The organism is Stenotrophomonas sp. YJH_SMC_131 (genome assembly GCF_059367975.1).
Map to the genome: position 1 here is coordinate 1 of NZ_JCAFRJ010000011.1, position 23,525 is coordinate 23,525.

Genomic DNA, 23,525 nt, shown 5'->3' on the forward strand with positions numbered 1-23,525 from the left:
GCGGGCGGTATGCCACGTTCATCTGGTCGCGATCCGGCGGGCATTGCGGTCGCAACGGCGGTTGTCGGGAATGCTGGTGGGGTCAGATCCCTTTCGCGTGGCGAAAGGGATCTGACCCCGGTGTGCTGCGGGCGGTATGCCGCGTTCATCTGGTCGCGATCCGACGGGCATTGCGGTCGCAGCGGCGGCTGTCGGGAATACTGGTGGGGTCAGATCCCTTTCGCGTCGCGAAAGGGATCTGACCCCGGTGTGCCGGCTCAGCCCAGAAGCTTCCGTACCTTGGTCAGCGCGGTCATGAAGCGCTCGATCTCGGCGTGCGTGTTGTAGAACGCCAGCGAGGCACGGCAGGTGGCGGCGACGCCGAAGTACTGCAGCAGCGGGTGTGCGCAGTGCTGCCCCGAGCGCACGGCCACCCCTTCCAGGTCGAGCAGGGTGGCCAGATCGTGCGCATGCGCGCCATCGATCAGGAACGAGACCACGGCGGCCTTCTCCGGCGCTTCGCCGATGATGCGCAGGCCGTCGACGCGGCGCAGCTCCTCGGTGAAGTGCGCCAGCAGTTCGGCTTCGCGGGCTTCCACGTTCTCCTGGCCGAGCTGCTGCAGGTAGTCGGCGGCCACGCCCAGGCCGATGAAACCGGCGATGTTCGGGGTGCCGGCTTCGAACTTGTGCGGGGCATCGTTGAACACGGTGCCGTCGAAGCTGACTTCCTTGATCATCTCGCCGCCGCCGAGGAACGGCGGCATCGCGTCCAGGTGCTCGCGGCGCGCCCACAGCGCACCAGTGCCGGTCGGACCGCACATCTTGTGGCCGGTGATGGCGTAGAAGTCGCAGCCGATCGCGGCGACGTCGACCTTGCGGTGCGGCACCGCCTGCGAGCCATCGACCACGGTGATGATGCCGCGCTTACGCGCTTCACGGCAGATCTCGCGCACCGGATTGACCGTGCCCAGCACGTTGGAGACATGGGTGACCGCCAGCAGCCTGACCTCCGGGGTCATCGCCGCGCGCAGCGCATCCAGGTCCAGCGCGCCATCGGGCGTGATCTCGGCCACGCGGATGGTGGCGCCGGTACGTTGCGCGACCAGCTGCCACGGCACGATGTTGGCATGGTGTTCCATGCGCGTGATCAGGATCACGTCGCCGGCCTTCAATCGCGGCAGCGCCCACGAGTAGGCCACCAGGTTGATGGCGAAGGTGGTGCCGCTGCACAGCACCAGGTCGCTGGCGCGCACGTTGAGGAAGCGTGCCAGCTTGTTGCGTGCGCCTTCGTAGGCGTCGGTCGCTTCGCTGCCCAGTGCATGCACCGCGCGGCTGACGTTGGCGTTGTAGCGGCGGTAGAACTCATCCACCGCGCCGATCACCTGTACCGGCTTCTGGCCGGTGTTGGCGTTGTCGAAATAGACCAGCGGCTTGCCGTGCACTTCACGCATCAGCAGCGGGAAGTCGAGGCGGACGCGATCCCAGTCCGGGGCGCCGGTGCGTTCTTCGATCGGGCGTGGCGTGGACAGGTTCATGCCACACCCGCCTCGGCCAGGGCCTTGTCCAGGCGGCGTGCCAGCTGCTCGCGCAACGCGTCCGGCAGGATCTTCAGCGGTTCATGGCAGAACGCAGCGCTCAGCAGTGCCTGCGCCTGGACCTGGGGCAGGCCACGCGAGCGCAGGTAGAACAGCGCATTGGCATCGAGCTGGCCGACGGTCGCGCCGTGCGCGGCCTTCACTTCATCGGCGTCGATCACCAGCGTCGGCTGGGTGTCGATCTCGGCATCGGCCGACAGCAGCAGGTTCTTGTTGGACAGGTTCGCGTCGGTGCCGTCGGCGCCTTCGCGGATCTGGATGCCGCCATGGAACACCACACGGCTGCGGTTGGCGGCAACGCCGCGCCACAGCAGCTCGCAGGCGGTATCGCGCGCGATGTGGTCGATGCCCAGGCGGGTCTCGACGTGGCGGCGGCCATTGCCGAGCAGCACGCCGTTGGCGGTCAGCCGGGCGTTGTCGCCTTCCAGGCGCACGTTCAGTTCGTGGCGGCTGAGCGCGGCGCCCAGTTCCAGGTCCACGCGGTGGTACTGCGCGTCGCGGGCCAGCACCGCGTCGGTACGCAGGAAGCTGGTCTGGCGGGCGCTGCCGGCCTGCACGCGGGCGTGCTTGAGTACGCCATCGCGGGCGACGTGGGCATGCAGCACGGTGTTGTCCAGGTGGGCGGAGTCACCCACGCTGAAGCGGTGCTCGACCACGCCGAGGCTGGCGCCGGCGCGCAGTTCGATCAGGTGGCGATGGTGCCAGGCCAGGTCGGCTTCCCCGGCGACGCTGGCGAATACCAGCTGCAGCGGCGTTTCGACCTGCACGCCTTCATCCACGCGCAGCACCACGCCTTCATCGGCCAGCGCGGCGTTGAGCCGGGCGAAGATCTCTTCGCTGCGCTCGTAGCGACGGCCAAGGAATCGCACGGCGTCTTCGCCAGCGGCCAGCGCGGACGACAGCGGCTGCAGCTGCACGCCGGACGGCAGGGCCTGCACATCGCTCAGCGCGGCATCCAGGCGGCCGTTGACGAACACCAGGCGCGGCGCCGGGATGTCGTCCAGCAGCGCGGCGTCCAGCGCCGGCGCCTGCAGCGGTGCCGCAGCGAACGCGCGGCGCTCCAGCTGGCGCAGCGAGGTGTACTTCCAGGCTTCGTTGCGGGCGGCGGGAAGACCGTCGCGCAGGGCCGCATCCAGCACTTCGCGGCGCGCATCGCTGCCGCAGAAGGCCTGGGCCATGGAGTCAAGCAGGGCGCTCATCAGACCGCCGCCTCGGGCACGACCCGGTCCTTCAGGAAATCATAGCCGTGCGCTTCCAGCTCCAGCGCCAGCTCGGGGCCGCCGCTCTTGACGATGCGACCATCGGCCAGCACGTGCACGACGTCCGGCTTGATGTAGTCCAGCAGGCGCTGGTAGTGGGTGATGACCAGGAACGAACGGTCGGCGCCGCGCAGTGCGTTGACGCCGTCGGCCACGCTCTTCAGCGCGTCGATGTCCAGACCCGAGTCGGTCTCGTCCAGGATCGCCAGCTTCGGTTCCAGCACGGCCAGCTGGAAGATCTCGTTGCGCTTCTTCTCGCCGCCGGAGAAGCCTTCGTTGACGCCACGGTGCAGCAGTTCGTCCTTCAGGTGCAGCACGGCCAGCTTCTGCCGCACCAGCTTGAGGAACTGCATGGAATCGAGTTCTTCTTCGCCGCGCGCCTTGCGCTGGGCGTTCAGTGCCGCGCGCAGGAAGTAGGTGTTGTTCACGCCCGGGATTTCCACCGGGTACTGGAACGCCAGGAACAGGCCCGCGGCGGCACGTGCTTCCGGGTCCTGCTCCAGCAGGTCGACGCCGTCGAACTGCACGCTGCCTTCGGTCACTTCGTAGCCGTCGCGGCCGGCCAGGACGTTGCCCAGGGTGGACTTGCCGGCGCCGTTCGGGCCCATGATGGCGTGCACCTGGCCGGGCTTCACATCCAGCGACAGGCCCTTGAGGATTTCCTTGTCGCCGATGCGGGCGTGGAGGTTTTCGATCTTCAGCATGGTGGGGGTTTCCGTGGGGCGGGCCAGGGCCCGCCGGTAAAGAGAATGCGTTTGCGAGGGGCAGGGGCGGGCGGTCAGCCCACCGAACCTTCCAGCGAGACTTCCAGCAGCTTCTTGGCTTCCACCGCGAACTCCATCGGCAGTTCGCGGAACACCTGCTTGCAGAAGCCGTCGACGATCATCGACACCGCGTCTTCCTGGCTGATGCCACGGGCGCGGCAGTAGAACAGCTGGTCATCGGAGATCTTGGAAGTGGTCGCCTCGTGCTCGACGGTGGCGCCTGGGTTCTTCACCTCGATGTAGGGGAAGGTGTGCGCGCCGCACTGCTTGCCGATCAGCAGCGAGTCGCACTGGGTGTAGTTGCGCGCGCCATCAGCATTGCGGTCCACCCGCACCAGGCCGCGGTAGGTGTTCTGGCCACGGCCGGCGCTGATGCCCTTGCTGACGATCTTGCTCTTGGTGCGCTTGCCGACATGGATCATCTTGGTGCCGGTGTCGGCCTGCTGGCGGTGATGGGTCAGCGCGACCGAGTGGAACTCACCGACCGAATCGTCGCCCAGCAGCACGCAGGACGGGTACTTCCAGGTGATCGCCGAGCCGGTCTCGACCTGGGTCCAGGTGACCTTGCTGCGCGCGCCACGGCATTCGGCACGCTTGGTCACGAAGTTGTAGATGCCACCGACGCCGTTCTCGTCGCCCGGGTACCAGTTCTGCACCGTGGAGTACTTGATCTCCGCATCTTCCAGCGCGACCAGCTCGACCACCGCGGCGTGCAGCTGGTTCTCATCGCGCATCGGCGCGGTGCAGCCTTCCAGGTAGGAGACGTAGGCCTTGTCCTCGCACACGATCAGGGTGCGCTCGAACTGGCCGGTGTGGCCGGCGTTGATGCGGAAATAGGTGCTCAGTTCCATCGGGCAGCGCACGCCCTTGGGAATGAACACGAAGCTGCCATCGGAGAACACCGCCGAGTTGAGCGCGGCGAAGTAGTTGTCACCGACCGGCACCACGGTGCCCAGGTACTGGCGCACCAGCGCCGGGTGTTCCTTGATGGCCTCGGACATCGAGCAGAAGATCACGCCCTTCTCGGCCAGTTCCTTGCGGAAGGTGGTGCCCACGGATACCGAGTCGAACACCGCATCCACCGCCACGCCGGCCAGCTTGGCGCGCTCGTGCAGCGGCACGCCCAGCTTGTCGTAGGTGTCGAGCAGTTCCTTCGGCACATCATCCAGCGAGGCGTACTTCGGGCCCTTCGGCGCGGAGTAGTAGCTGAGCGCCTGCAGGTCGATCGGCGCGATCTCCAGCTTGGCCCAGTCCGGCATCGGCAGGGTCAGGAAGTGGCGGTAGGCATCCAGGCGCCACTGCGTCATCCACTCCGGCTCGTCCTTCTTGGCCGACAGGGCACGGATGGTGTCCTCGTCCAGGCCCGGCGGCAGGGAGTCCGACTCGATCTCGGTGATGAAGCCGGCCGAATACTTGCGGCCGAGCTGCTCGTGGATCTCGCGGTTGGGGGTGTCGTCGTGGGCGACGTTTTCGATGGTTTCGGTGGCCATGGGGGGCTGCCTACGGATCAGGAGACGACGTCGACAGCGATGGTGCGGCGCTGTTCGTCATCGGCAAGGGGGAGAGGGGGCAGGATCTGCGCGAGGGTGACATCGCGCAGGGCCTCGGAGACCACGTCGTTGATCAGCCGCCAGCTGCTGCGCGCGCCGCACTTGGGCGCCATGCCGCACTGGTGGTGGTCGTGGCTGCATTCGGTCAGGGCCAGTGGCCCTTCCATCGCTTCGACCACTTCGAACAGCGAGATCTCGATGGCCGGGCGGGTCAGGCGGTAGCCGCCACGGACGCCACGCAGGCCTTCGACCAGGCCGGCCTGGGCCAGTGGCTTGAGCACCTTGCTGACGGTGGGCGGCTCCAGACCGGTGAATTCGGCCAGCTCGGTGGCACTGAGCACTTCGCCCGGACGGGCGGCGAGCACGGCCAGCACGACGGTGGCGTAATCGGTGAGTTTGGTGACGCGCAACATGGGGATGCGAGTGGTTCTTAAAGCGGACTGAAATTGTACGCTTTTATTCGCCACCATCCAACCCGGGCATTCAGCCGGCGCTTGGGCCAGGCCGGGAGGACACACCGCGGCCGTTGCCGGGGCGCAATGCTGCGCCAACGGGGTGATTTTCGCAATCACCCGGAATGGGCGAGAATCCCCATTCCATTCGCTGCAAACAGCCCGCGCCGATGCCGAAGAAGATCCAAGCCCGCAAGTCCGCCATCCATGGCAACGGCGTGTTCGCCGTGGCCCCGATCAAGCAGGGCGAGCGCGTGATCCAGTACAAGGGCCTGCTGCGCAGCCACGGTGATGTCGATGCCGATGACAGCGGCGACGTCGAAAGTGGCCATACCTTCCTGTTCACCCTCAACGATGACTGGGTGATCGACGCCAACTACAAGGGCAACGACGCGCGCTGGATAAACCACAGCTGCGACCCGAACTGCGAGGCGGTGATCGAGGAGGACGAGGACGGCGACAGCCGGGGCGACAAGGTGTTCATCGAGGCACTGCGTGATATCAAGGCCGGCGAGGAGCTGACCTACAACTACGGCATCACCCTGGCCGAGCGCCACACCGCCAAGCTGAAGAAGATCTGGGAGTGCCGTTGCGGCTCGCCCAAGTGCACCGGCACGATGCTGCAGCCCAAGCGCTGATCGGTACCGGGTAGTGCCGGCCGCTGGCCGGCAAGGCGCAATCCAGGTGCCGGCCAGCGGCCGGCACCACCCGGCGGCTCTCCACCTGCCGTGCACGACAGGGTCACCGCCGCGCAAGGGCCGTTCTTCCATTCTGTGGGCTCCCCCAACCGGAGTGCCTCCATGGCAGAGCGATTGAAGGGCAAGCAGATTGCCATCCTTGCCACCCACGGCTTCGAACAGTCCGAACTGATCGAACCCAAGCGTTTGCTGGAAGCGGAAGGGGCGCGCGTCAGCGTGGTCTCGCCCGCAAAGGAAGCGACGATCAAGGGCTGGAAGGAGAAGAACTGGGGCGACGCCGTCGCGGTGGATATCCCGTTGGATGAGGCCGATCCTGCACGCTTCGATGCGGTGGTTCTGCCCGGCGGGGTCATCAATCCGGACACACTGCGCACCGATGATGCCGTACTGGCCTTCATCCGTTCAGTGGATGAAGCCGGCAAGCCCGTGGCGGCGATCTGCCATGGCCCGTGGCTGCTGATCAACAGCGGCCTGGCCGATGGCCGCGAGCTGACCTCCTGGCCTTCCCTGCAGCAGGATCTGGCGAACGCGGGTGCGACATGGCGCGATGCCGAGGTGGTGGTCGACGGCAACGTCATCACCAGCCGCAAGCCGGATGACATTCCGGCTTTCAGCGAGGCGGTGGTAAAAGCGCTTGCCGCCTGATGCGCTACCGGTAGTGCCGGCCGCTGGCCGGCAGATGCAGTGACGTGCTGCCGGCCAGCGGCCGGCACCACCTCATTTGCCCAGCAGGCCTGCCGGTACCAGGTTGCCCAGGTTCTGGTTGAAAGTGACCACCAGCTTGCCGTTCTTCACCTGTGCCGACTGCACCTGCAGGGCGCCGAGCACCCCGGCCACGGCCGGGTCCAGCTTGTAGATCGGTTCGCGCTGGGCGTAGTCGCTCAGCCACGCATTGAGCAGGCCACGGGTGCGCGAGTCGAGGCGGCCGCCCTGGTTGGCCGGGGTGAAGTCATCCACGCTCGGCTGCTGCAGGTGAAAGCCCTGGGTCTGCGCGTCGTAGCGCAGGCCGCTGCTGAGCTTCACCGTGCCCAGTCGGGCCGGGTTGCCGCCGGCGGTGGCCAGCGCGACGTCCATGCCCAGGGTCAACCGTTCGCCGGCCGGAAGGCTCAGCTGCGGATGGCTCATGGTCAGGGCGATCAGGCCGCCGAGGGCGTCCTGGGTGCGCGGGAAGCTGCCATCGAGGTACTGCTGCACGTCGCTGGCGCCCACCGACAGTTCGCGGCCGGAAATGGAGGGAGCCGCCTGAGCACCGATCGCAGCGGCGATCAGCACGGTGGAGGCCGCGAGGCGGGTCATCAGGGAACGCAGGCGCATGTCGGTGACCGGTGGGAAGCAGATGGATGGATCAAAGAGTAGCCGCGCAGGCTGAATCGCGCGTGCATGCCGCTGCAACGGTTCAGTCCAGCGTTGGACGCAGCTGTGCCGACTGGATCTGCCAGGCGCTGCCGTCGCTGCTGGGCTGCACGCGGTACCAGCCGCCGAAGCGGAACGTGCCATTGGCGGTGACCGCACGGATCTGCACAGGGACTTCAAGCAGCCGCGGTGGCTGCCGGTCATCTCGGGCGATCGGAGTATCGCTGTGCAGGCGCAGCGTGCGCAGGTCCTGCAGCTGCCGCAGCGCGGCGTCGTCTGCATGCCGCGGGTCGCCGGGTGGGATCGTCCAGGCAGCATCGCTGGCGGCGCGGTCGCGGTTGAGCAGTGCGGCGACGTAGCGGTTGAGCATCGTCGACGGCGGCTCTGCGCCGTCGTCGACGGCGGACAGCAGCGTCATATCGCTCGCCTGCAATGCTGCGGGACCGGGACCGGGGCCGGTACCGGTGTCCGCTGCTGCGGCGACGGGAGCGGACGCTGCCGTGATGTGATCATTCGTCTGTGCCGCCGGGCGTGAACAACCCAGCAGCACCAGTGGTGCGATCAGGAACAGGATCCTGCGCATGCCCGCCTCCTCCCCGAGGCAACCTGGAGGGCGGCAGTGTATCGGTTGCGCCGCTATCAGCGGGAGGAGGGCAGCTGCTCCAGCGCGTCCAGCGCCGGCAGGACCTGGCCGGCGATGGCGGCCAGTGCGTGGCCGTCGGTCTCGGCGTGGCGCTGTACGATGTCGCGCAGCAGCTGGGTGGCGATCACCAGGGTCGCGCGCTCGTCGCCACTGATGCCGGCGGTACGCGGGGCCGCTTCCAGCAGGCGCATCAGGTCGCGGCCGGCGCGGTGTTCCAGTTCGATGGTGCAGCGCCCGGTGCACTGCAGCCCGTCCTTTTCGATCGGGGTTACCGAGATCCGGTAGCGGGTGGAGGGGCTGGCCATGAGGGTGTGCTCGCCGTAGCTGTGGAGGATGTGCCCACCATAGGCAAGGCCACGGCTGGCGGCGACGGCCGGCGCTGCACGCAGTGTTCCACCCGGTACGTCCCGCGCCCTTTGCGGAGCACCGGCAGCCAATGCTGGCGGGCCTGTACGGGGATTGCCGGGGCCGCGGCAACGCTGTGTTGCGGGGTGTGGTGCGGACAAAAAAAACGGGACGGCCAGAGCCGTCCCGTCGGAATCCGCGTTGGGGCGCGCGCTTACAGCGCGGCGTCCTTCAGCTTCTTCAGCGGACGCACCTTCAGCTTGGTGGTGGCCGGCTTGGCAGCGAACCACTGCTCTTCCTTGGTGAACGGGTTGATGCCCTTGCGCTTCGGCTTGGCCGGCACATTGACGGTGGTGATCTTCAGCAGGCCCGGCAGGGTGAACGAGCCAGCGCCCTTCTTGTGCACCGAGGAGGCGACGGCGCTTTCCAGCGAGGCCAGCACAGCGCGGACGTCCTTGGCGATGACGCCGGAGGCTTCAGCGATGTGTGCAACCAGGCCGGACTTGGTCAGCACTTCCTTGATCGGCTTCGGAGCGGCCGGCTTGGCGGCTGCCTTCGTCGCGACTTTCTTCACTGCCTTCTTCGGGGCAGCCTTCTTAGCGGTCTTTGCCATGGTTTCCTGTTCCGTGAACGGTTGGTTGTGTGGTCGGCGCCGAACCCCGTCGGCAAGCGCAATGTAGGGCAACTCTCGGGCGCCGCCAATAGCCCGAAGCGCGGAAAGTGCATGTTTTTTCATATCCAGGCCGATTCAGTACATGGCCGGCGGTGGGGGGGCGGGGGCGCTGCAGCGTGCGCGATGGCTGCTGCCTGCCCGTTGCTGGAATGTGCGAAACCACTGAAAACAAGGGAAAAGTCCGCGTCAGTCTGGCGAAGAAGTGACCAGCTGTCCGATGTCCGGCGGACGTGCGGCATGCGGCGGAGCGACGCAGGGCTAACGCGTCCCGTGCGAGAGTGGCCGTTCATCACCGCCACGCAGGAGCAGCACATGGGAATCTCGCGACACGCCACCGCGCACTGGGAAGGCGATCTGAAGTCGGGCAAGGGACAGCTGAGCACGCCGCAGAGCGGGCTGCTGGACAAGACCCGCTACGGTTTCAACAGCCGCTTCGGCGACGAGAAGGGCACCAATCCGGAGGAGCTGATCGCCGCCGCGCACGCCGGCTGTTTCACCATGGCGCTGTCGGCCAAGCTTGGTGAGGCCGGCTTCACCCCGACCTCGCTGGACACCGAGGCCAAGGTCGATCTGTCCCTGGAGGGCGGCCCGCAGCTGTCGCAGATCCGGCTGAAGGTGAAGGCCGTGGTGCCGGGCATCGACGCCGCACAGTTCCGTGCCATTGCCGATGACGCCAAGCAGAACTGCCCGGTGTCCAAGGCGCTGAGCGCGGTGCCGATCAGCCTGGAAGCCGAACTGGGCTGAGCCACGGTAGTGCCGGCCGCGGGCCGGCAACCGCATGATGCCGGGGTCCATGTAGCAGCCGGCCAGCGTTATGGCGGCCTTCCTGGTCCCCACCCTCCGGGCCGTCGCGTCCGACGTTGGCAGCGGCTCCTGCCGCTGCCTTCGGCTCTACCACCCGCCAGCGCGATCACCAATCAAGGGTGCCGGTAATCACCGTCTGCACCTGCCCGCCCGACCAGACCTCGCCGTCTTCATCGACCCGCAGGGTCAGGCGCGCGTCATGGCCGACTTCGCGGCCCTGGCTGACTTCGAACGGTGCACGGCCTCGGGGCAGCGCATCGCGCAGGTCCAGCCAAGCGGCCAGCACGGCATTAGCCGCGCCGGAGGCGGCGTCCTCGAAGCGGCGGCCATTGCCGACGAAGGCACGTACTGCAAGATCGAAGCCTTCGCCGCCATCGCTGAAGGCGTAGGCAAACACGCCCATGCTGTCGGTGGATTCGGCCAGAGCCGCGACCGCGTCCCAGTCCGGGCGCAGTGCGCGCAGTGCCGCTTCATCGGCCACCTGCACCACCCACCAGCTGCGCCCGCCCTGCATGCGCGCCGGCGGCAGCGAGCCCAGCGGCCAATCCTTCAGCGCCGCCTGCAGGCGCGGGTCGGTGGCCTCGGCGATCTCCGCCAGCTGCGCGCGCGGGGTGCGGATGGCAATGCGCTGCTGCGCGCCCTCGCCGCTCACGCGCAGCGGCAGCGCACCGGCGATGCCGTCCTGCACGAGCACGCCGTCGACTGGCGCGGCCAGGCCCGCCTGCAGCACCGCATGCGCGGTGCCGACGCTGGGATGGCCGGCGAACGGGACCTCCTTCTGCGGGCTGAACATGCGCAGCCGGTAGCTGGCGCCTGCGACCTGCGGCGGGAACACGAAGGTGGTCTCGGGCAGGCGCGTCCAGCGCGCAATGGCCTGCATGCTGGCATCGTCCAGGCCTTCGGCATCAAGCACCACGGCCAGCGGATTGCCGGCACCGGCGCGCGGGGAGAACACATCCAGCTGCAGGAAACGGCGGGTGGACATCAGGCAGGACTCCAGTAGACAGGCGGCATAGCGTAGCGCGGGGCACAAAAAAGGGGACGGAGGGAATTAAGTCGCTTGTGCCCCAAGTGCCATAAGCGACTTAATTCCCTCCGTCCCCTTTTTTCGTGCGCTACCAGCGAAGGTGGCCGTCGATGACCGGCTGCACCTGGCCGCCGATCCAGACCGTGCCCTGCGCGTCGACCTGCACCTGCACGTGGCCATCGCGGCCGACTTCGCGGCCCTGGCTGGCCACGTAGTGGCCCTCGCGGCCGGGCAGGGCGTTGCGCTGCCGCAGCCAGGCAGCGATCAGAGCATTGGCGCTGCCGGTGACCGGATCTTCCGGCACGCTGGCCGCATCGGCGGGGCAGAATGCGCGCACCACACGGGTGTGGTCGGTACCGGCTTCGTCGGCGAATACGGCCACGCCGGTGGCCTCGGTGGCAAGGCTCCAGTCGCGCAGGGCGGCCATGTCCGGCGCCAGGCCGCGCACAGCGGCGGCATCGCGCAGCGGCAGCAGCCACCAGCGCGCGCCGTTGTCCCAGAGTTCGGGCACGTGCCCGTTGGCGGCGAGGGCCAGCAGTGCTTCGGGTGCCGCATCTGCGCCAGTCGCCAGTTGCCGCGCCGGTGGGCTGGCCAGCTGGATCTGGAGTGCCTCGGCCGGGCCGCTCACCCGCACGGGCAGCACCCCCGCCGCGCACTGCTGCAGCAGGGCGCCGTCGCGAGGCTGGGCCAGGCCGCAGCTCACCGCCGCCCAGGCCGCGCCGACGCTCGGGTGGCCGGCGAAGGCCAGCTCACGGGTCGGGGTGAAGATGCGGATGTGGTAGTCGGCGCCGGGCGCGCTGGGGCGCAGGAAGAACACCGTCTCGGACAGGTTCAGCCAGGCGGCCAGGGCCTGCATCTGCTCGCCGGAGAGCGCATCGGCGTCCAGCAGGGCACCCAGTGGATTCCCGGTTCCGGGGCGGGAGGCGAAGACATCGAGCTGCAGGTAACGGAGGAGGGCCATCTACGGGGATATTGCGCTTAGAATCAAAGGTTCCGCCCCCGAGGGCGGCTTCCCCACATTCTACATAGCCAATCCATGTCAGCTTCCCCCCTTGTCGATCGTTGGATCGTACTGAAGTTCGGCGGCACCTCGGTGTCGCGTCGTCACCGCTGGGACACGATCGGGAAGCTGGCGAAAAAACGCGCGGAAGAGACCGGCTCGCGCGTGCTGGTGGTGGTGTCGGCGCTGTCCGGGGTCACCAACGAGCTGACCGCGATCGCCGATGGCGCGCCGGACAGCCGTGATCGCGTGGCCGCGCTGGTCGAACGCCATGAAGGCTTCCTGGCCGAACTGGGCCTGGGCCGCGAAGTACTGGCCGAGCGCCTGGCGGCACTGCAGGGCCTGCTCGACGACCCGCGTGCGGCCACCCGTCCGCTGCAGTGGCAGGCCGAAGTGCTGGGCCAGGGCGAACTGTTGTCGTCCACGCTGGGCGCGGCCTACCTGCACGCCTCGGGCCTGGACATGGGCTGGATGGATGCCCGCCAGTGGCTGGACGCGATGCCGCCGCAGCCGAACCAGAGCGACTGGTCACAGCGCCTGTCGGTGAACTGCCAGTGGCGTGCCGACGCGGAGTGGATGCAGCGCTTCCGCGCGCAGCCGACCCGCCTGCTGATCACCCAGGGTTTCATCTCGCGGCATGCCGATGGCGGTACCGCCATCCTCGGCCGTGGTGGCTCGGATACCTCGGCGGCGTACTTCGGCGCGCTGCTCGGCGCCAGCCGCGTGGAAATCTGGACCGATGTGCCGGGCATGTTCAGTGCCAACCCGAAGGATGTGCCGGACGCGCGCCTGCTGACCCGCCTGGACTACTACGAGGCGCAGGAAATCGCCACCACTGGTGCCAAGGTGCTGCATCCGCGCTCGATCAAGCCGTGCCGCGATGCAGGCGTGCCGATGGCCATCCTCGATACCGAGCGTCCGGAACTGCCGGGCACCAGCATTGACGGCAGTGCTGCACCGGTACCAGGCGTCAAGGCGATCAGCCGCCGCAACGGCATCGTGCTGGTGTCGATGGAAGGCATCGGCATGTGGCAGCAGGTCGGCTTCCTGGCCGATGTGTTCAACCTGTTCAAGAAGCATGGCCTGTCGGTGGACCTGATCGGTTCGGCCGAGACCAACGTCACCGTGTCGCTGGACCCGTCCGAGAACCTGGTCAACACCGATGTGCTGGCCGCGCTGTCGGCCGACCTGTCGCAGATCTGCAAGGTGAAGGTGATCGTGCCGTGCGCGGCGATCACCCTGGTCGGCCGTGGCATGCGTTCTCTGCTGCACAAGCTGTCGGACGTGTGGGCCACCTTCGGCCGCGAGCGCGTGCACATGATTTCGCAGTCGTCCAACGACCTGAACCTGACCTTCGTCATCGACGAGGCCGATGCCGATGGCCTGCTGCCGATCCTGCATGCCGAGCTGATCGACAGCGGTGCGATGCCGGTGGAAGAAACCGAAGTGTTCGGCCCGCGCTGGCGCGAGATTGCCGGCACCGTGCGCCCGCGCGGCACGCCGTGGTGGCGCGGCCAGCGTGCGCACCTGCTGCAGCTGGCCGATGCCGGTACGCCGCGCTATGTCTACCACCTGCCGACGGTGCGCGCCCGCGCCCGCGCGCTGGCCGCGATCAAGCCGATCGACCAGCGTTACTACGCGATCAAGGCCAACAGCCACCCGGCCATCCTGCAGCTGCTGGAAGCCGAGGGCTTCGGGCTGGAGTGCGTCTCGTACGGCGAGCTGAAGCATGTGTTCCAGCACCTGCCGGAGCTGTCGCCGCGGCGCGTGCTGTTCACTCCCAGCTTCTGCCCGCGCAGCGAGTACGAGGCGGCGTTCGCCCTTGGCGTGACCGTCACCGTCGACAACGTCGAAGCGCTGCAGCGCTGGCCGGACCTGTTCCGCAACCGCGAGCTGTGGCTGCGCGTCGACCTGGGGCGTGGCGAAGGCCACCATGCCAAGGTCCGCACCGGCGGCAAGGAGTCCAAGTTCGGCCTGCCGATCGCCCGCGTGGACGAGTTCGTGCGCGCGGCCACCGAGCTGGGCAGCCGCGTGGTCGGCCTGCATGCGCACCTGGGCAGTGGCGTGGAAACCGCGCAGCACTGGCGCCTGATGTGCGATGAGCTGGCCGGCTTCGCCCGCCGCATCGGCAGCGTGCACACCATCGACATCGGTGGCGGCCTGCCGATTCCGTACAGCGACGAAGACGAGCCGTTCGACCTGAACGCCTGGGCCGAGGGCCTGGCCGAGGTCAAGGCGCTGCACCCGGCATTCCGCCTGGCGATCGAGCCGGGCCGCTACCTGGTGGCCGAATCGGGCGTGCTGCTGACCCATGCCACCCAGGTGGTGGAAAAGGACGGCGTGCGCCGCGTGGGCCTGGATGCCGGCATGAACACGCTGATGCGCCCGGCGCTGTACGACGCCTGGCACGACATCGAGAACCTCAGCCGCCAGGGTGGTTATGCCGAAGCGGCGTTCGATGTGGTCGGCCCGATCTGCGAATCCAGCGATGTGTTCGGCAAGCGCCGCAAGCTGCCGGTGTCAACTGCGCCGGACGACGTGATGCTGATCGCCGACGCCGGCGCGTACGGCTATGTGATGGCCAACACCTACAACCAGCGGATGCTGCCGCGCGAAGACGTGATCGAATGACCACCGCGCGCGCCCTGCACCCGCCCACCGACACGCCCCGCGCCATCGCGCGGGCCCGTGCCTGACCGGATACACCATGACTGCTTTCGACAAACACCAGGTTTCCCGCTTCCGCTTCGTCCGCTGCGAATTCGCCGCGGATACCGGCGTGGCCAAGCTGGTCTACGCCTTTGATGACGGCCCGGAGATGGTGGAAACCATCACCGTGCCGGGCGCCCCGTTCGTGCTGGACGAAGCGCGTAGCGCCGCCGTGCAGCGCGCGCTGCAGCTGCTGCACCTGATCGCCGGTGTCAGCTACTACAAGGCCGGCGTACCGGATACGGTCAGCATCGACAGCTACAGCATCGATGCCGATACCGCCGCGCTGGTGGAGACCATTTACCTCAACGGCCTGGGCGAATTCGCCTACCGCAACGGCCTGAACCTGCGCGGCCGCTTCCGGTTGCCGGTGCAGGGCGAGGCCGTGCAGGCGCCGGCGCTGGGCCTGCAGCCGCATGCGCTGGTGGCCATCGGCGGCGGCAAGGATTCGCTGGTCAGCATCGAAGCGCTGCGCCGTGCCGGCGTGGACGAGACCGTGACCTGGATCGGTGGCTCGCAGCTGATCCGTGCGTGCGCCGAGCGCACTGGCCTGCCGACCTTGAACCTGGGCCGCACGCTGGCACCGGAACTGTTCGAGTTGAACCGCCAGGGCGCCTGGAACGGCCATATCCCGGTGACGGTGGTGAACTCGGCGATCATGGTGCTGGCCGCGTTGCTGCACGGCGTGGACCAGGTTGTGTTCTCCAACGAGCGCTCGGCCAGCTACGGCAGCCAGATTCCAGGCACCGGCGAAGTGAACCACCAGTGGTCCAAGGGGTGGGCCTGCGAGCAGGCCTTCGGTAGCCATGTGCAGAAGTACGTGGCGGCGGACCTGCAGTACTACTCGCTGCTGCGCCCGATGTCCGAGCTGGCGGTGGCCCGCCAGTTCGCCAAGAGTGACTTCTACGACGCGCATTTCTCCAGTTGCAACCGCAACTTCCACATCCTCGGCGAGCGCCCGGTGAACCGCTGGTGCGGCGTCTGCCCGAAATGCCATTTCGTGTTCCTGGCGCTGGCCCCGTTCATGCCCAAGACGCGCCTGGTGCGCATCTTCGGCCGCAACCTGCTGGACGATGCCGAGCAGGCCGGTGGCTTCGATGCGCTGCTGGAATTCCAGGACCACAAGCCGTTCGAGTGCGTGGGCGAAGGCCGCGAATCGCGTGCGGCGATGGCGACCCTGGCACAGCGCCCGGAGTGGAAGGAAGACGTGCTGGTGAAGCGCTTCTGCAACGAGATCCAGCCGCAGCTGGATGCCGCCGAACTGGAACTGGCACCGCTGCTGCAGCTGCAGGGCGAGCACCGTGTTCCAGCTGCGCTGTGGGAACGGGTGCGTGAAGATTTCGAAGCTTGAAGGAAAGCGCGTCGCGCTGTGGGGCTGGGGCCGTGAGGGCCGCGCCGCGTTTGCGGTGCTGCGCGCGCGCCTGCCCACGCTGGCATTGAGCCTGTTCTGCCCGGTGTCCGAGGTCGAGGCGGCGCGTGCGGAAACGGAGGGCGCGCTGGACGTGCGTGGCGAGCCTTCCGCTGAAGCGCTGGCCGCGTTCGACGTGGTGATCAAATCGCCCGGCATCAGCCCGTACCAGCCGATCGCGCTGGCGGCTGCAGGGCAGGGCACCAGCTTCATCGGTGGCACCGCGCTGTGGTTCGCCGAACACGCGGCCGACGATGGCATCGTGCACGACACCGTGTGCGTGACCGGTACCAAGGGCAAGAGCACCACCACCGCGCTGGTTGCGCACCTGCTGCGTGCCGCCGGCCATCGCACCGGCCTGGTCGGCAACATCGGCCTGCCGCTGCTGGAAGTGCTGGATCCCCAGCCCGCGCCCGAGTACTGGGCGGTGGAACTGTCCAGCTACCAGACCGGTGAGGTGGCACGCAGTGGCGCCCGCCCGCAGGTGGCGGTGGTGCTTAACCTGTTCCCGGAGCACCTGGACTGGCACGGCAGCGAACAGCGTTACATCGAAGACAAGCTGCGGCTGGTGACTGAAGCCGCACCGCGCATCGCTGTGCTCAACGCCGCCGATCCGCACCTGGCCGCGCTGTCGCTGCCCGACAGCGAAGTGGTCTGGTTCAACCAGCCGCAGGGCTGGCACATGCGCGGCGACATCGTGTATCGCGGTGAGCAGGCCGTGTTTGATACCTGCAACACGCCGCTGCCAGGCCGCCACAACCGCGGCAACCTGTGCGCGGTGCTGGCCGCGCTGGAAGCGCTGGGGCTGGATGCCGTAGCGCTGGCACCGGCGGTGCAGGACTTCCGTCCGCTGCCGAACCGCCTGCAGCGCATCGGCGTGGCCGATGGCCTGACCTACGTCAACGATTCGATCAGCACCACGCCGCATGCCAGCCTGGCCGCGCTGGAGTGCTTCGCCGGGCAGCGCATCGCGCTGCTGGTGGGGGGGCATGACCGTGGCCTGGACTGGACCGATTTCATGCAGCACATGGCGCACGATGTGCCGCCGGTGGAGATCGTGACCATGGGCAGCAACGGCCCGCGCATCCACGCGATGCTGCAGCCGTTGGCCGACGCCGGTCGCTTCGGCCTGCATGCGGCGGGCGATCTCGCCGAGGCGATGGCCTTGGCGCGCGCCGCGCTGGGCGAACAGGGCGGGGTGGTGCTGCTGTCGCCGGGTGCACCGAGCTTTGGTGCGTACCGCGACTACGTGGCGCGTGGCCGTCATTTCGCCGCGCTGGCCGGGTTCGATCCGGACAGCATCAGCGCGATTCCCGGGCTGGGCATCGGGTAAGGGGTCGGATCCTTTTCCGCAGGAAAGGGCTCTGACCCCGGCGGGATCCTGTGCAGCTATCCACGCATGGCGTGGATCTACAGATCTTCGTCGATGAACGCGTAATCGCCGTCAATCAGCTGCTGCAGGTAGGCGTCGAAGCTGGGCGCGATCACCGCGTAGCTGTCCGGATCGTGCAGGTAGCGCACCACCTGGCCGACCGTGCCGCCCGACCCCGGGTCGAAATCCAGGTACAGCATCGACGTGCCGCCGTTGTTCATGCAGTGCGAGAAGCACAGGCGGCGGTTCATCGGCAGATCGGCGTCGATGCCCCCACCCAGGATCTCCGGTTCGTCATCCAGCCACTCTTCGTAGATCGAACGGATGCTGTCGTCCCACTGCTGCTGGTCCTCGAAGATCTGTGCGACCGACCGCAGGTAGTACGGATAGCCGCCGTCCTCAACGTCCGAGCCGAGCATCAGCACGCAGACCTCGCCGCCGGGGTATTCGCGGAAGTGGGTGCCATCCACGCGCGACAACAGTTCCATCAGGCTGTCAGGGACCTGTGGCCACTGCGCCCGCAGGCGCTGTAGGTCTTCGACAGTGGCACCCTGTACCCACGCCCATTGCGGAGCATCCTCGGCGGGCAAGCGCGGAATCAGGCCAGACAGAAAGCGATCAACAAGGGTCATCGGAAGATGCCAAGAGCAGGGCAGGCACAGCCGGCTTCGCGCATCGAGGCCGGCCGTGCGGCGCGGCGTATCAGCGTACCACCTGGAAATCGATGATGTCGTAGACCGATGAGCCGTACTTGCCATGCGATTCCAGGGAGATCGCGATGCCGAGGTCCTCGATGAAGGCACGAACACTGCGATCGCCGTCGACCTTGCACTCCAGCCGGATCGCATCGCCAGAAAGCGAGGCTGATACATCGCGTGCCGGGAAGCGTTCTCCGATCACGCAGGACAGCGTGGTGGTGAGTGGCTTGGAAGTGCTGCGTTCCGGATAGAAGACCATCGTCGTCTCTGCGCGGAACCGGCTGCCGGGTGTCCACGCTGCGGGAAGATCCTGCTTCAGCGACCGGGTCTGCAGGGTCATCGCAGCGTCGCGCATGGATGCCAGCTGGAAGAGATTTGCCTTTGACAGCCGATGCATGGTGAACGAGGTGTAGTCCTCGGTGATCTTCAACAGGCCGTTGTCGGCCACCATCGTAATGGTGGTCGGAGTAGTGGAGGGGGCCCTTCCCTTGATCCGGTAGCGGTAGGTCAGCGATGTGAACCGGGGGGCCAGCAACGGGTTGTCCACGCCATCAACAACAGCCTTGATAACCGGCACATCTTCCAGTCGCCGGCCGGCCGCCTGCGGCTGCGGGCGATCGGCAGCGGGTACGTCGGGGCGGAGCTGGGCCATGACATCTGCATCTACCGCCCCTTGCAGCGAACATCCCACCATGGTCCTGCCGCCGCTGGATTCCACCATCAGCACCCGTTCCAGAAGCATGCGTCCGGAGGCAATGCCGCCGCGATTGGAAGTGGGCAGCCACTGATCGCCTGCGCGGACCTCGCTACGGGCATGCATTCCGCGATCGCCCTGCAGGCGCTCGGCATGTTCGATCAAGGGCGACAGGTGCTTGACAACCGTGTCCAGTGGCGCATCGAAGGTGAACCCCCAGCTCATATAACGACCCAGGACGCCCAGGTCCGACGTGTTGTCGAAGTAGGTGGCGACCGGCAGGCCGCCGATGCGGGGTCCGCCACGGAGCTGGACCTCGTTGGTGGTCTCGGAACGATCCTTGGTCTCGATCCAGTTGATCGTGCCTGTCCCACCCAACGATGCGTGCGCGGCCCATGCATCTGCGTGCGTGTGCAGGCTGGAGAAGAAGCTGGCGTCGCAGCGGCTGAACGCGGTGAAAGTCTCGTCCAGCGGACTGGCGCTCAGCTGGGCAGCAGGCAGCAGAAGGGCAAGCGAGGCAAGCGAAGTGGAACCCAGGTTTTTCACGAAACGGGACATCCTTGTTGGGGAAGGGGGGGGGGCACACAGCTGGACACTAGCTATCGGCCTGTTCGTCTGGATCTGAAGTGGGGGCTGCATTGCGTGCTTCGGCTTCACGCCGGCCCCGTACACTCCGGGTTCCCTCTCGGTGGAGCAGACGCATGAATCGTTGGCGATGCGGTGTGGCGGTGATCCTGGGGCTGGCGGCGATGCCGGCGTGGGCGGCGATGAAGACCCAGCCGGTGGAATGGAAACACCAGGGCACGACCTTCAGTGGCGTGCTGGTCTATGACGACGGCGACAACGACAAGCGCCCGGGTCTGGTGATGGTGCCGAACTGGAAGGGCGTGAACGAATCGGCGGTCGAAAAGGCCAAGCAGCTGGCCGGCGATGATTACGTGGTGCTGGTGGCCGATGTCTACGGAAAGGGCGTGCGGCCGAAGACCGATGCCGAGGCCGGGCCGGTGGCAACCAAGCTGCGCAATGACAGGCCGCTGCTGCGCGCACGTGCGCTGGAGGCGGTGAACGTGCTCAGGGCGCAGGCGGGCAAGGTGCCGCTCGATGCCGGCCGGATCGGCGCGGTGGGCTTCTGTTTCGGCGGCACCACGGTGCTGGAACTGGCCCGTGCCGGTGCGCCGCTGGCCGGTGTGGTCAGCCTGCACGGTGGGTTGGGTTCACCGCTGCCGGCGCAGGCCGGTGGCAGCCATCCGTCGGTGCTGGTGCTCAACGGCGCCGACGACAGGAGCGTGACTGCCGAGGACATCGCTGGCTTCCAGAAGGAAATGGACGCGGCCAAGGTCGATTGGGAGTTCACCAACTACAGCGGTGCGGTGCACTGCTTCGCCGAGCGCGATGCCAACAGTCCGCCGGGGTGCCAGTACAACGAGCGGGCGGCGAAGCGCGCGTGGAAGGCGCTGGATGAGTTCTTCGAGGAACGCTTCGAGAAACGTTGATTCGTGCAGTGGTAGTGCCGGCCGCTGGCCGGCAACCTCATGATGCTGCGGATGTCATCGGGAATGCCGGCCAGCGGCCGGCACTACCGATGCTTCAGTGCCGACCAACGGTCAATGCGAGCGCTGCACCGCGTAGCGGGCCAGGCCGCGCAGGGCGGCCACGGCATCGTTGTCGCCCAGGCCGTCGAGCGCGCGCTCGGCGGCTTCGGCATATTCCTCTGCACGCGCGCGGCTGTACTCCAGGCCGCCGGTGGCACGGATCGCGGCCAGCACTTCCGGCATCGCCGAGGCGTCACCGTCCTGCACGATGGTGCGCAGGCGCTCGCGGGTGATGTCGTCGGAGTGGGCCATCGCGTGGATCAGCGGCAGCGTGGCCTTGCCCTCGGCGAGGTCGTCGCCCAGGTTCTTGCCCAGCTCCTCGGCGTTGGCCGAGTAGTCCAGCACGTCGTCGGCGATCTGGAACGCGTAGCCCAGGTGCATGCCGTAGTCGAACAGGGCCTGCTGGGTCGCTTCATCCACGCCGCTGGCCAGCGCGCCCAGGCGGGTGCCGGCGGCGAACAGCACCGCGGTCTTGCGCTCGATCACGCGCAGGTAGGCGGCTTCGTCGGTGTCCGGGTTGTGTACGTGCAGCAGCTGCAGCACTTCACCCTCGGCGATGCGGTTGGTGGCGTCGGCCAGGATCTGCATCACCGGCATGCGCTCCAGCTCGACCATCAGCTGGAAGCTGCGCGAGTACAGGAAGTCGCCGACCAGCACGCTGGGCGCGTTGCCCCACAGTGCGTTGGCGGTGCTGCGGCCACGGCGCAGGCTGGATTCGTCCACCACGTCGTCGTGCAGCAGGGTGGAGGTGTGGATGAACTCGATGATCGCCGCCAGCTGGTGGTGCTCCGGGCCGGCCTGGCCGACCGCATGGCCGGCCAGCATCACCAGCATCGGGCGCAGGCGTTTGCCGCCGGCGGAAATGATGTGGTCAGCGATCTGGTTGATCAGCACGACGTCCGAGGACAGCCGGCGCCGGATCAGGGCGTCGACGGCGGCCATGTCGGCCGCGGCAAGCGACTGGATCTGGGGCAGGCCCAGGGCGGGACGGGTGTCTTCGGTGATGGTCATGCGATCAGGCTTTCAGGCTCACCACCGATTATAGGCGCTGGCCGTGAATTCGGGCGCAAACCGGCCCGAGCGGCAATTCCAGCCCGGCCTGCGCGGCCCTCCGCGTGAATACGTATGCAGGTTGCGCCATGCCCGGGAGCCCGCCGCTAAGCTTGCCGGATCAGGATTTCGGCCCGCTGCCGGCGGGTCCCGCATGCCCGGAGGGGGGCTGTCGATGTCGCACTATCCATGGTGGCGCGGAGCCGTCATCTACCAGATCTACCCGCGCAGTTACCTCGATGCCAACGGCGATGGCGTGGGCGATCTGCCCGGCATCATCCAGCGCCTGGACCACATTGCCGCGCTGGGCGTGGATGCGATCTGGATCTCGCCGTTCTTCAGGTCGCCGATGGCCGACTTCGGCTACGACATCGCCGATTACCGCGATGTCGACCCGCTGTTCGGCAGCCTGGACGACTTTGACCGCCTGTTGGCCAAGGCCCACGGCCTGGGCCTGAAGGTGATGATCGACCAGGTGCTGAGCCACACTTCGATCGAGCATGCGTGGTTCCGTGAGAGCCGCCAGGACCGCAGCAATCCGAAGGCCGACTGGTACGTCTGGGCCGACCCGCGCGAGGATGGCACCCCGCCCAACAACTGGCTGTCGCTGTTCGGCGGCTGCGCCTGGCAGTGGGAGCCGCGCCGTGAGCAGTACTACCTGCACAACTTCCTGGTCGACCAGCCGGACCTGAATTTCCATCACCCGGACGTGCAGCAGGCGACCCTGGACAACGTGCGCTTCTGGCTCGACCGCGGCGTGGATGGCTTCCGCCTGGATGCGATCAACTTCTGCTTCCACGACGCACAGTTGCGTGACAACCCGGCCAAGCCCGCCGACAAGCGGGTGGGGCGCGGCTTCAGCCCGGACAACCCGTACGCCTACCAGTACCACTACTACAACAACACGCAGCCGGAGAACCTGCCGTTCCTGGAGCGCCTGCGCGCGCTGCTGGACGAATACCCGGGGGCGGTCAGCCTGGGCGAGATCTCTTCGGAAGACTCGCTGGCCACCACGGCCGAGTACACCCGCGATGGCCGCCTGCACATGGGCTACAGCTTCGAGCTGCTGGTGGACGACTACAGTGCGGCCTACATCCGCGATACGGTCTCGCGCCTGGAAGCAGCGATGACCGAAGGCTGGCCGTGCTGGGCGGTGTCCAACCACGATGTGGAGCGCGCGGTCAGCCGCTGGGGCGGCCACCCCGCCGACCCGCGCCTGGCGCGGATGCTGGTGGCGATGCTGTGCTCGCTGCGCGGTTCGGTCTGCCTGTACCAAGGCGAGGAGCTGGGCCTGGCCGAGGCCGAGGTGCCGTTCGAGGCCCTGCAGGACCCCTATGGCATCACCTTCTGGCCGAATTTCAAGGGCCGTGACGGCTGCCGTACCCCGCTGCCGTGGACCGATGCACCGCTGGCCGGCTTCACCACTGGCCAGCCCTGGCTGCCGATCCCGGCTGAACACCGGGCCGCGGCGGTCGCCGTGCAGGAGCGCGACCCGCATTCGGTGCTGGCGGCGTTCCGCGCGTTTCTGGCCTGGCGGCATACCCAGCCGGCCCTCCTGCATGGCAGCATCAGATTTCTTGAAAGCGCCGAGCCCGTGCTGCTGTTCGAGCGTATGCTTGCAGATGAAACCCTCCTGCTGGCCTTCAACCTGTCGGCCGAAGCGGTGAGCCATCCGCTGCCGCCGGGCAACTGGCAGCAGGTGGTGGTACCGGGCCCGGATGCGGGCACGGTGCAGGGCAATGAACTCCAGCTGCCGCCACGCGCGGTGTATTGCGCCCGACGCAGCTGACCGTTTTCTCCGGTGGCGGTACTTGCGGGGACGGGGCCGAAGCGCCCCGTCCCTTTTTTGTGGCTGGGCCT

At 67.5% G+C, this 23,525-nt stretch carries 22 protein-coding genes; 8 read left to right on the top strand and 14 right to left on the bottom strand.

Annotated features, from left to right (window positions below; all coding sequences use genetic code 11):
• Nucleotides 1-257 precede the first annotated feature (257 nt).
• The 5 genes from AC5P56_RS18860 to AC5P56_RS18880 all read right to left on the bottom strand — a co-directional run bounded on the left by AC5P56_RS18860 (nucleotide 258) and on the right by AC5P56_RS18880 (nucleotide 5,560).
• Nucleotides 258-1,514, bottom strand: coding sequence for a cysteine desulfurase (locus AC5P56_RS18860; protein ID WP_046429365.1), 1,257 nt, complete (start codon nucleotides 1,512-1,514; stop codon nucleotides 258-260).
• Nucleotides 1,511-2,773: a Fe-S cluster assembly protein SufD gene (gene sufD, locus AC5P56_RS18865; protein ID WP_111205820.1), complete on the bottom strand. Its 1,263-nt coding sequence runs from the start codon at nucleotides 2,771-2,773 to the stop codon at nucleotides 1,511-1,513. Before sufD ends, AC5P56_RS18860 begins: the two co-directional genes overlap by 4 nt.
• Nucleotides 2,773-3,537 carry a Fe-S cluster assembly ATPase SufC gene (sufC, locus tag AC5P56_RS18870; RefSeq protein WP_032957818.1) on the bottom strand — a complete coding sequence of 255 codons (765 nt, stop codon included), beginning with the start codon at nucleotides 3,535-3,537 and terminating at the stop codon, nucleotides 2,773-2,775. The genes sufD and sufC overlap by 1 nt, the downstream gene beginning before the upstream one ends.
• A gap of 74 nt (nucleotides 3,538-3,611) precedes the next feature.
• Nucleotides 3,612-5,087, bottom strand: a complete 1,476-nt coding sequence (gene sufB / locus AC5P56_RS18875) for a Fe-S cluster assembly protein SufB (RefSeq protein WP_126411805.1) — start codon at nucleotides 5,085-5,087, stop codon at nucleotides 3,612-3,614.
• Between the two features lie 17 nt (nucleotides 5,088-5,104).
• Complete coding sequence (locus AC5P56_RS18880) at nucleotides 5,105-5,560, bottom strand: SUF system Fe-S cluster assembly regulator (protein ID WP_288495029.1); 456 nt, start codon at nucleotides 5,558-5,560, stop codon at nucleotides 5,105-5,107.
• Between the two features lie 209 nt (nucleotides 5,561-5,769).
• Between AC5P56_RS18880 and AC5P56_RS18885 the strand changes: the two genes are divergently transcribed.
• Together AC5P56_RS18885 and AC5P56_RS18890 are read left to right on the top strand one after the other, a co-directional pair.
• Nucleotides 5,770-6,237 (top strand): SET domain-containing protein, encoded by a 468-nt coding sequence (locus tag AC5P56_RS18885; RefSeq protein ID WP_012479369.1) that lies wholly within the window; start codon nucleotides 5,770-5,772, stop codon nucleotides 6,235-6,237.
• A gap of 162 nt (nucleotides 6,238-6,399) precedes the next feature.
• Nucleotides 6,400-6,942 carry a type 1 glutamine amidotransferase domain-containing protein gene (locus AC5P56_RS18890; protein ID WP_032957815.1) on the top strand — a complete coding sequence of 181 codons (543 nt, stop codon included), beginning with the start codon at nucleotides 6,400-6,402 and terminating at the stop codon, nucleotides 6,940-6,942.
• 72 nt (nucleotides 6,943-7,014) lie between these two features.
• Here the strand turns inward: AC5P56_RS18890 and AC5P56_RS18895 are convergent, their stop codons facing one another.
• From AC5P56_RS18895 to AC5P56_RS18910, 4 genes are all read right to left on the bottom strand, one after another.
• On the bottom strand, nucleotides 7,015-7,611 hold the full coding sequence (locus AC5P56_RS18895; RefSeq protein ID WP_075077032.1) for a YceB family lipoprotein: 597 nt from the start codon (nucleotides 7,609-7,611) through the stop codon (nucleotides 7,015-7,017).
• An 82-nt stretch (nucleotides 7,612-7,693) separates the two neighbouring features.
• Complete coding sequence (locus tag AC5P56_RS18900; RefSeq protein ID WP_134808588.1) at nucleotides 7,694-8,233, bottom strand: hypothetical protein; 540 nt, start codon at nucleotides 8,231-8,233, stop codon at nucleotides 7,694-7,696.
• Nucleotides 8,234-8,289: 56 nt separating this feature from the next.
• Nucleotides 8,290-8,598 carry a DUF3861 family protein gene (locus AC5P56_RS18905; RefSeq protein WP_014646275.1) on the bottom strand — a complete coding sequence of 103 codons (309 nt, stop codon included), beginning with the start codon at nucleotides 8,596-8,598 and terminating at the stop codon, nucleotides 8,290-8,292.
• A gap of 254 nt (nucleotides 8,599-8,852) precedes the next feature.
• Nucleotides 8,853-9,251, bottom strand: a complete 399-nt coding sequence (locus tag AC5P56_RS18910) for an HU family DNA-binding protein (RefSeq protein WP_010483539.1) — start codon at nucleotides 9,249-9,251, stop codon at nucleotides 8,853-8,855.
• A gap of 372 nt (nucleotides 9,252-9,623) precedes the next feature.
• Between AC5P56_RS18910 and AC5P56_RS18915 the strand changes: the two genes are divergently transcribed.
• Nucleotides 9,624-10,055, top strand: a complete 432-nt coding sequence (locus AC5P56_RS18915) for an OsmC family protein (RefSeq protein WP_014646276.1) — start codon at nucleotides 9,624-9,626, stop codon at nucleotides 10,053-10,055.
• A 166-nt stretch (nucleotides 10,056-10,221) separates the two neighbouring features.
• On the opposite strand, the gene AC5P56_RS18920 is transcribed toward AC5P56_RS18915, so the two are convergent.
• Complete coding sequence (locus AC5P56_RS18920; protein ID WP_053496181.1) at nucleotides 10,222-11,100, bottom strand: PhzF family phenazine biosynthesis protein; 879 nt, start codon at nucleotides 11,098-11,100, stop codon at nucleotides 10,222-10,224.
• 130 nt (nucleotides 11,101-11,230) lie between these two features.
• Nucleotides 11,231-12,103, bottom strand: coding sequence for a PhzF family phenazine biosynthesis protein (locus AC5P56_RS18925; protein ID WP_032957809.1), 873 nt, complete (start codon nucleotides 12,101-12,103; stop codon nucleotides 11,231-11,233).
• 75 nt (nucleotides 12,104-12,178) lie between these two features.
• Between AC5P56_RS18925 and AC5P56_RS18930 the strand changes: the two genes are divergently transcribed.
• The 3 genes from AC5P56_RS18930 (at nucleotide 12,179) to murD (ending at nucleotide 17,592) form a co-directional block, all read left to right on the top strand.
• Entirely contained in the window at nucleotides 12,179-14,773 is a 2,595-nt protein-coding gene (locus AC5P56_RS18930) for a bifunctional aspartate kinase/diaminopimelate decarboxylase (RefSeq protein ID WP_134808587.1), read from the top strand.
• Nucleotides 14,774-14,849: 76 nt separating this feature from the next.
• Nucleotides 14,850-16,202: a UDP-N-acetyl-alpha-D-muramoyl-L-alanyl-L-glutamate epimerase gene (gene murL / locus AC5P56_RS18935; protein ID WP_032957807.1), complete on the top strand. Its 1,353-nt coding sequence runs from the start codon at nucleotides 14,850-14,852 to the stop codon at nucleotides 16,200-16,202.
• Nucleotides 16,183-17,592, top strand: coding sequence for a UDP-N-acetylmuramoyl-L-alanine--D-glutamate ligase (gene murD / locus AC5P56_RS18940; protein ID WP_288495040.1), 1,410 nt, complete (start codon nucleotides 16,183-16,185; stop codon nucleotides 17,590-17,592). Before murL ends, murD begins: the two co-directional genes overlap by 20 nt.
• Nucleotides 17,593-17,669: 77 nt before the next feature.
• Here the strand turns inward: murD and AC5P56_RS18945 are convergent, their stop codons facing one another.
• Nucleotides 17,670-18,263 (bottom strand): SMI1/KNR4 family protein, encoded by a 594-nt coding sequence (locus tag AC5P56_RS18945; protein ID WP_288495042.1) that lies wholly within the window; start codon nucleotides 18,261-18,263, stop codon nucleotides 17,670-17,672.
• A 70-nt stretch (nucleotides 18,264-18,333) separates the two neighbouring features.
• Complete coding sequence (locus tag AC5P56_RS18950; protein ID WP_065428108.1) at nucleotides 18,334-19,569, bottom strand: hypothetical protein; 1,236 nt, start codon at nucleotides 19,567-19,569, stop codon at nucleotides 18,334-18,336.
• Between the two features lie 155 nt (nucleotides 19,570-19,724).
• On the opposite strand from AC5P56_RS18950, the gene AC5P56_RS18955 reads away from it, so the two are divergent.
• Nucleotides 19,725-20,516 (top strand): dienelactone hydrolase family protein, encoded by a 792-nt coding sequence (locus tag AC5P56_RS18955; protein WP_100449586.1) that lies wholly within the window; start codon nucleotides 19,725-19,727, stop codon nucleotides 20,514-20,516.
• Nucleotides 20,517-20,627: 111 nt separating this feature from the next.
• Here the strand turns inward: AC5P56_RS18955 and AC5P56_RS18960 are convergent, their stop codons facing one another.
• On the bottom strand, nucleotides 20,628-21,626 hold the full coding sequence (locus AC5P56_RS18960; RefSeq protein ID WP_126411812.1) for a polyprenyl synthetase family protein: 999 nt from the start codon (nucleotides 21,624-21,626) through the stop codon (nucleotides 20,628-20,630).
• A 214-nt stretch (nucleotides 21,627-21,840) separates the two neighbouring features.
• On the opposite strand from AC5P56_RS18960, the gene AC5P56_RS18965 reads away from it, so the two are divergent.
• A complete protein-coding gene (locus AC5P56_RS18965) occupies nucleotides 21,841-23,454 on the top strand; it encodes an alpha-glucosidase family protein (RefSeq protein ID WP_032957799.1) in 1,614 nt (537 codons plus the stop codon).
• Nucleotides 23,455-23,525 lie beyond the last annotated feature (71 nt).

Coding starts and splice junctions, on each gene's coding strand:
- murL (WP_032957807.1), top strand. CDS start 14,850: ATGACTGCTTTCGACAAACACCAGGTTTCCCGCTTCCGCTTCGTCCGC.
- AC5P56_RS18905 (WP_014646275.1), bottom strand. CDS start 8,598: ATGGCCAGCCCCTCCACCCGCTACCGGATCTCGGTAACCCCGATCGAA.
- AC5P56_RS18915 (WP_014646276.1), top strand. CDS start 9,624: ATGGGAATCTCGCGACACGCCACCGCGCACTGGGAAGGCGATCTGAAG.
- AC5P56_RS18900 (WP_134808588.1), bottom strand. CDS start 8,233: ATGCGCAGGATCCTGTTCCTGATCGCACCACTGGTGCTGCTGGGTTGT.
- sufB (WP_126411805.1), bottom strand. CDS start 5,087: ATGGCCACCGAAACCATCGAAAACGTCGCCCACGACGACACCCCCAAC.
- AC5P56_RS18880 (WP_288495029.1), bottom strand. CDS start 5,560: ATGTTGCGCGTCACCAAACTCACCGATTACGCCACCGTCGTGCTGGCC.
- AC5P56_RS18860 (WP_046429365.1), bottom strand. CDS start 1,514: ATGAACCTGTCCACGCCACGCCCGATCGAAGAACGCACCGGCGCCCCG.
- sufD (WP_111205820.1), bottom strand. CDS start 2,773: ATGAGCGCCCTGCTTGACTCCATGGCCCAGGCCTTCTGCGGCAGCGAT.
- AC5P56_RS18895 (WP_075077032.1), bottom strand. CDS start 7,611: ATGCGCCTGCGTTCCCTGATGACCCGCCTCGCGGCCTCCACCGTGCTG.
- AC5P56_RS18920 (WP_053496181.1), bottom strand. CDS start 11,100: ATGTCCACCCGCCGTTTCCTGCAGCTGGATGTGTTCTCCCCGCGCGCC.
- AC5P56_RS18925 (WP_032957809.1), bottom strand. CDS start 12,103: ATGGCCCTCCTCCGTTACCTGCAGCTCGATGTCTTCGCCTCCCGCCCC.
- AC5P56_RS18890 (WP_032957815.1), top strand. CDS start 6,400: ATGGCAGAGCGATTGAAGGGCAAGCAGATTGCCATCCTTGCCACCCAC.
- AC5P56_RS18910 (WP_010483539.1), bottom strand. CDS start 9,251: ATGGCAAAGACCGCTAAGAAGGCTGCCCCGAAGAAGGCAGTGAAGAAA.
- AC5P56_RS18945 (WP_288495042.1), bottom strand. CDS start 18,263: ATGACCCTTGTTGATCGCTTTCTGTCTGGCCTGATTCCGCGCTTGCCC.
- sufC (WP_032957818.1), bottom strand. CDS start 3,537: ATGCTGAAGATCGAAAACCTCCACGCCCGCATCGGCGACAAGGAAATC.
- AC5P56_RS18885 (WP_012479369.1), top strand. CDS start 5,770: ATGCCGAAGAAGATCCAAGCCCGCAAGTCCGCCATCCATGGCAACGGC.
- AC5P56_RS18960 (WP_126411812.1), bottom strand. CDS start 21,626: ATGACCATCACCGAAGACACCCGTCCCGCCCTGGGCCTGCCCCAGATC.
- AC5P56_RS18965 (WP_032957799.1), top strand. CDS start 21,841: ATGTCGCACTATCCATGGTGGCGCGGAGCCGTCATCTACCAGATCTAC.
- AC5P56_RS18955 (WP_100449586.1), top strand. CDS start 19,725: ATGAATCGTTGGCGATGCGGTGTGGCGGTGATCCTGGGGCTGGCGGCG.
- AC5P56_RS18930 (WP_134808587.1), top strand. CDS start 12,179: ATGTCAGCTTCCCCCCTTGTCGATCGTTGGATCGTACTGAAGTTCGGC.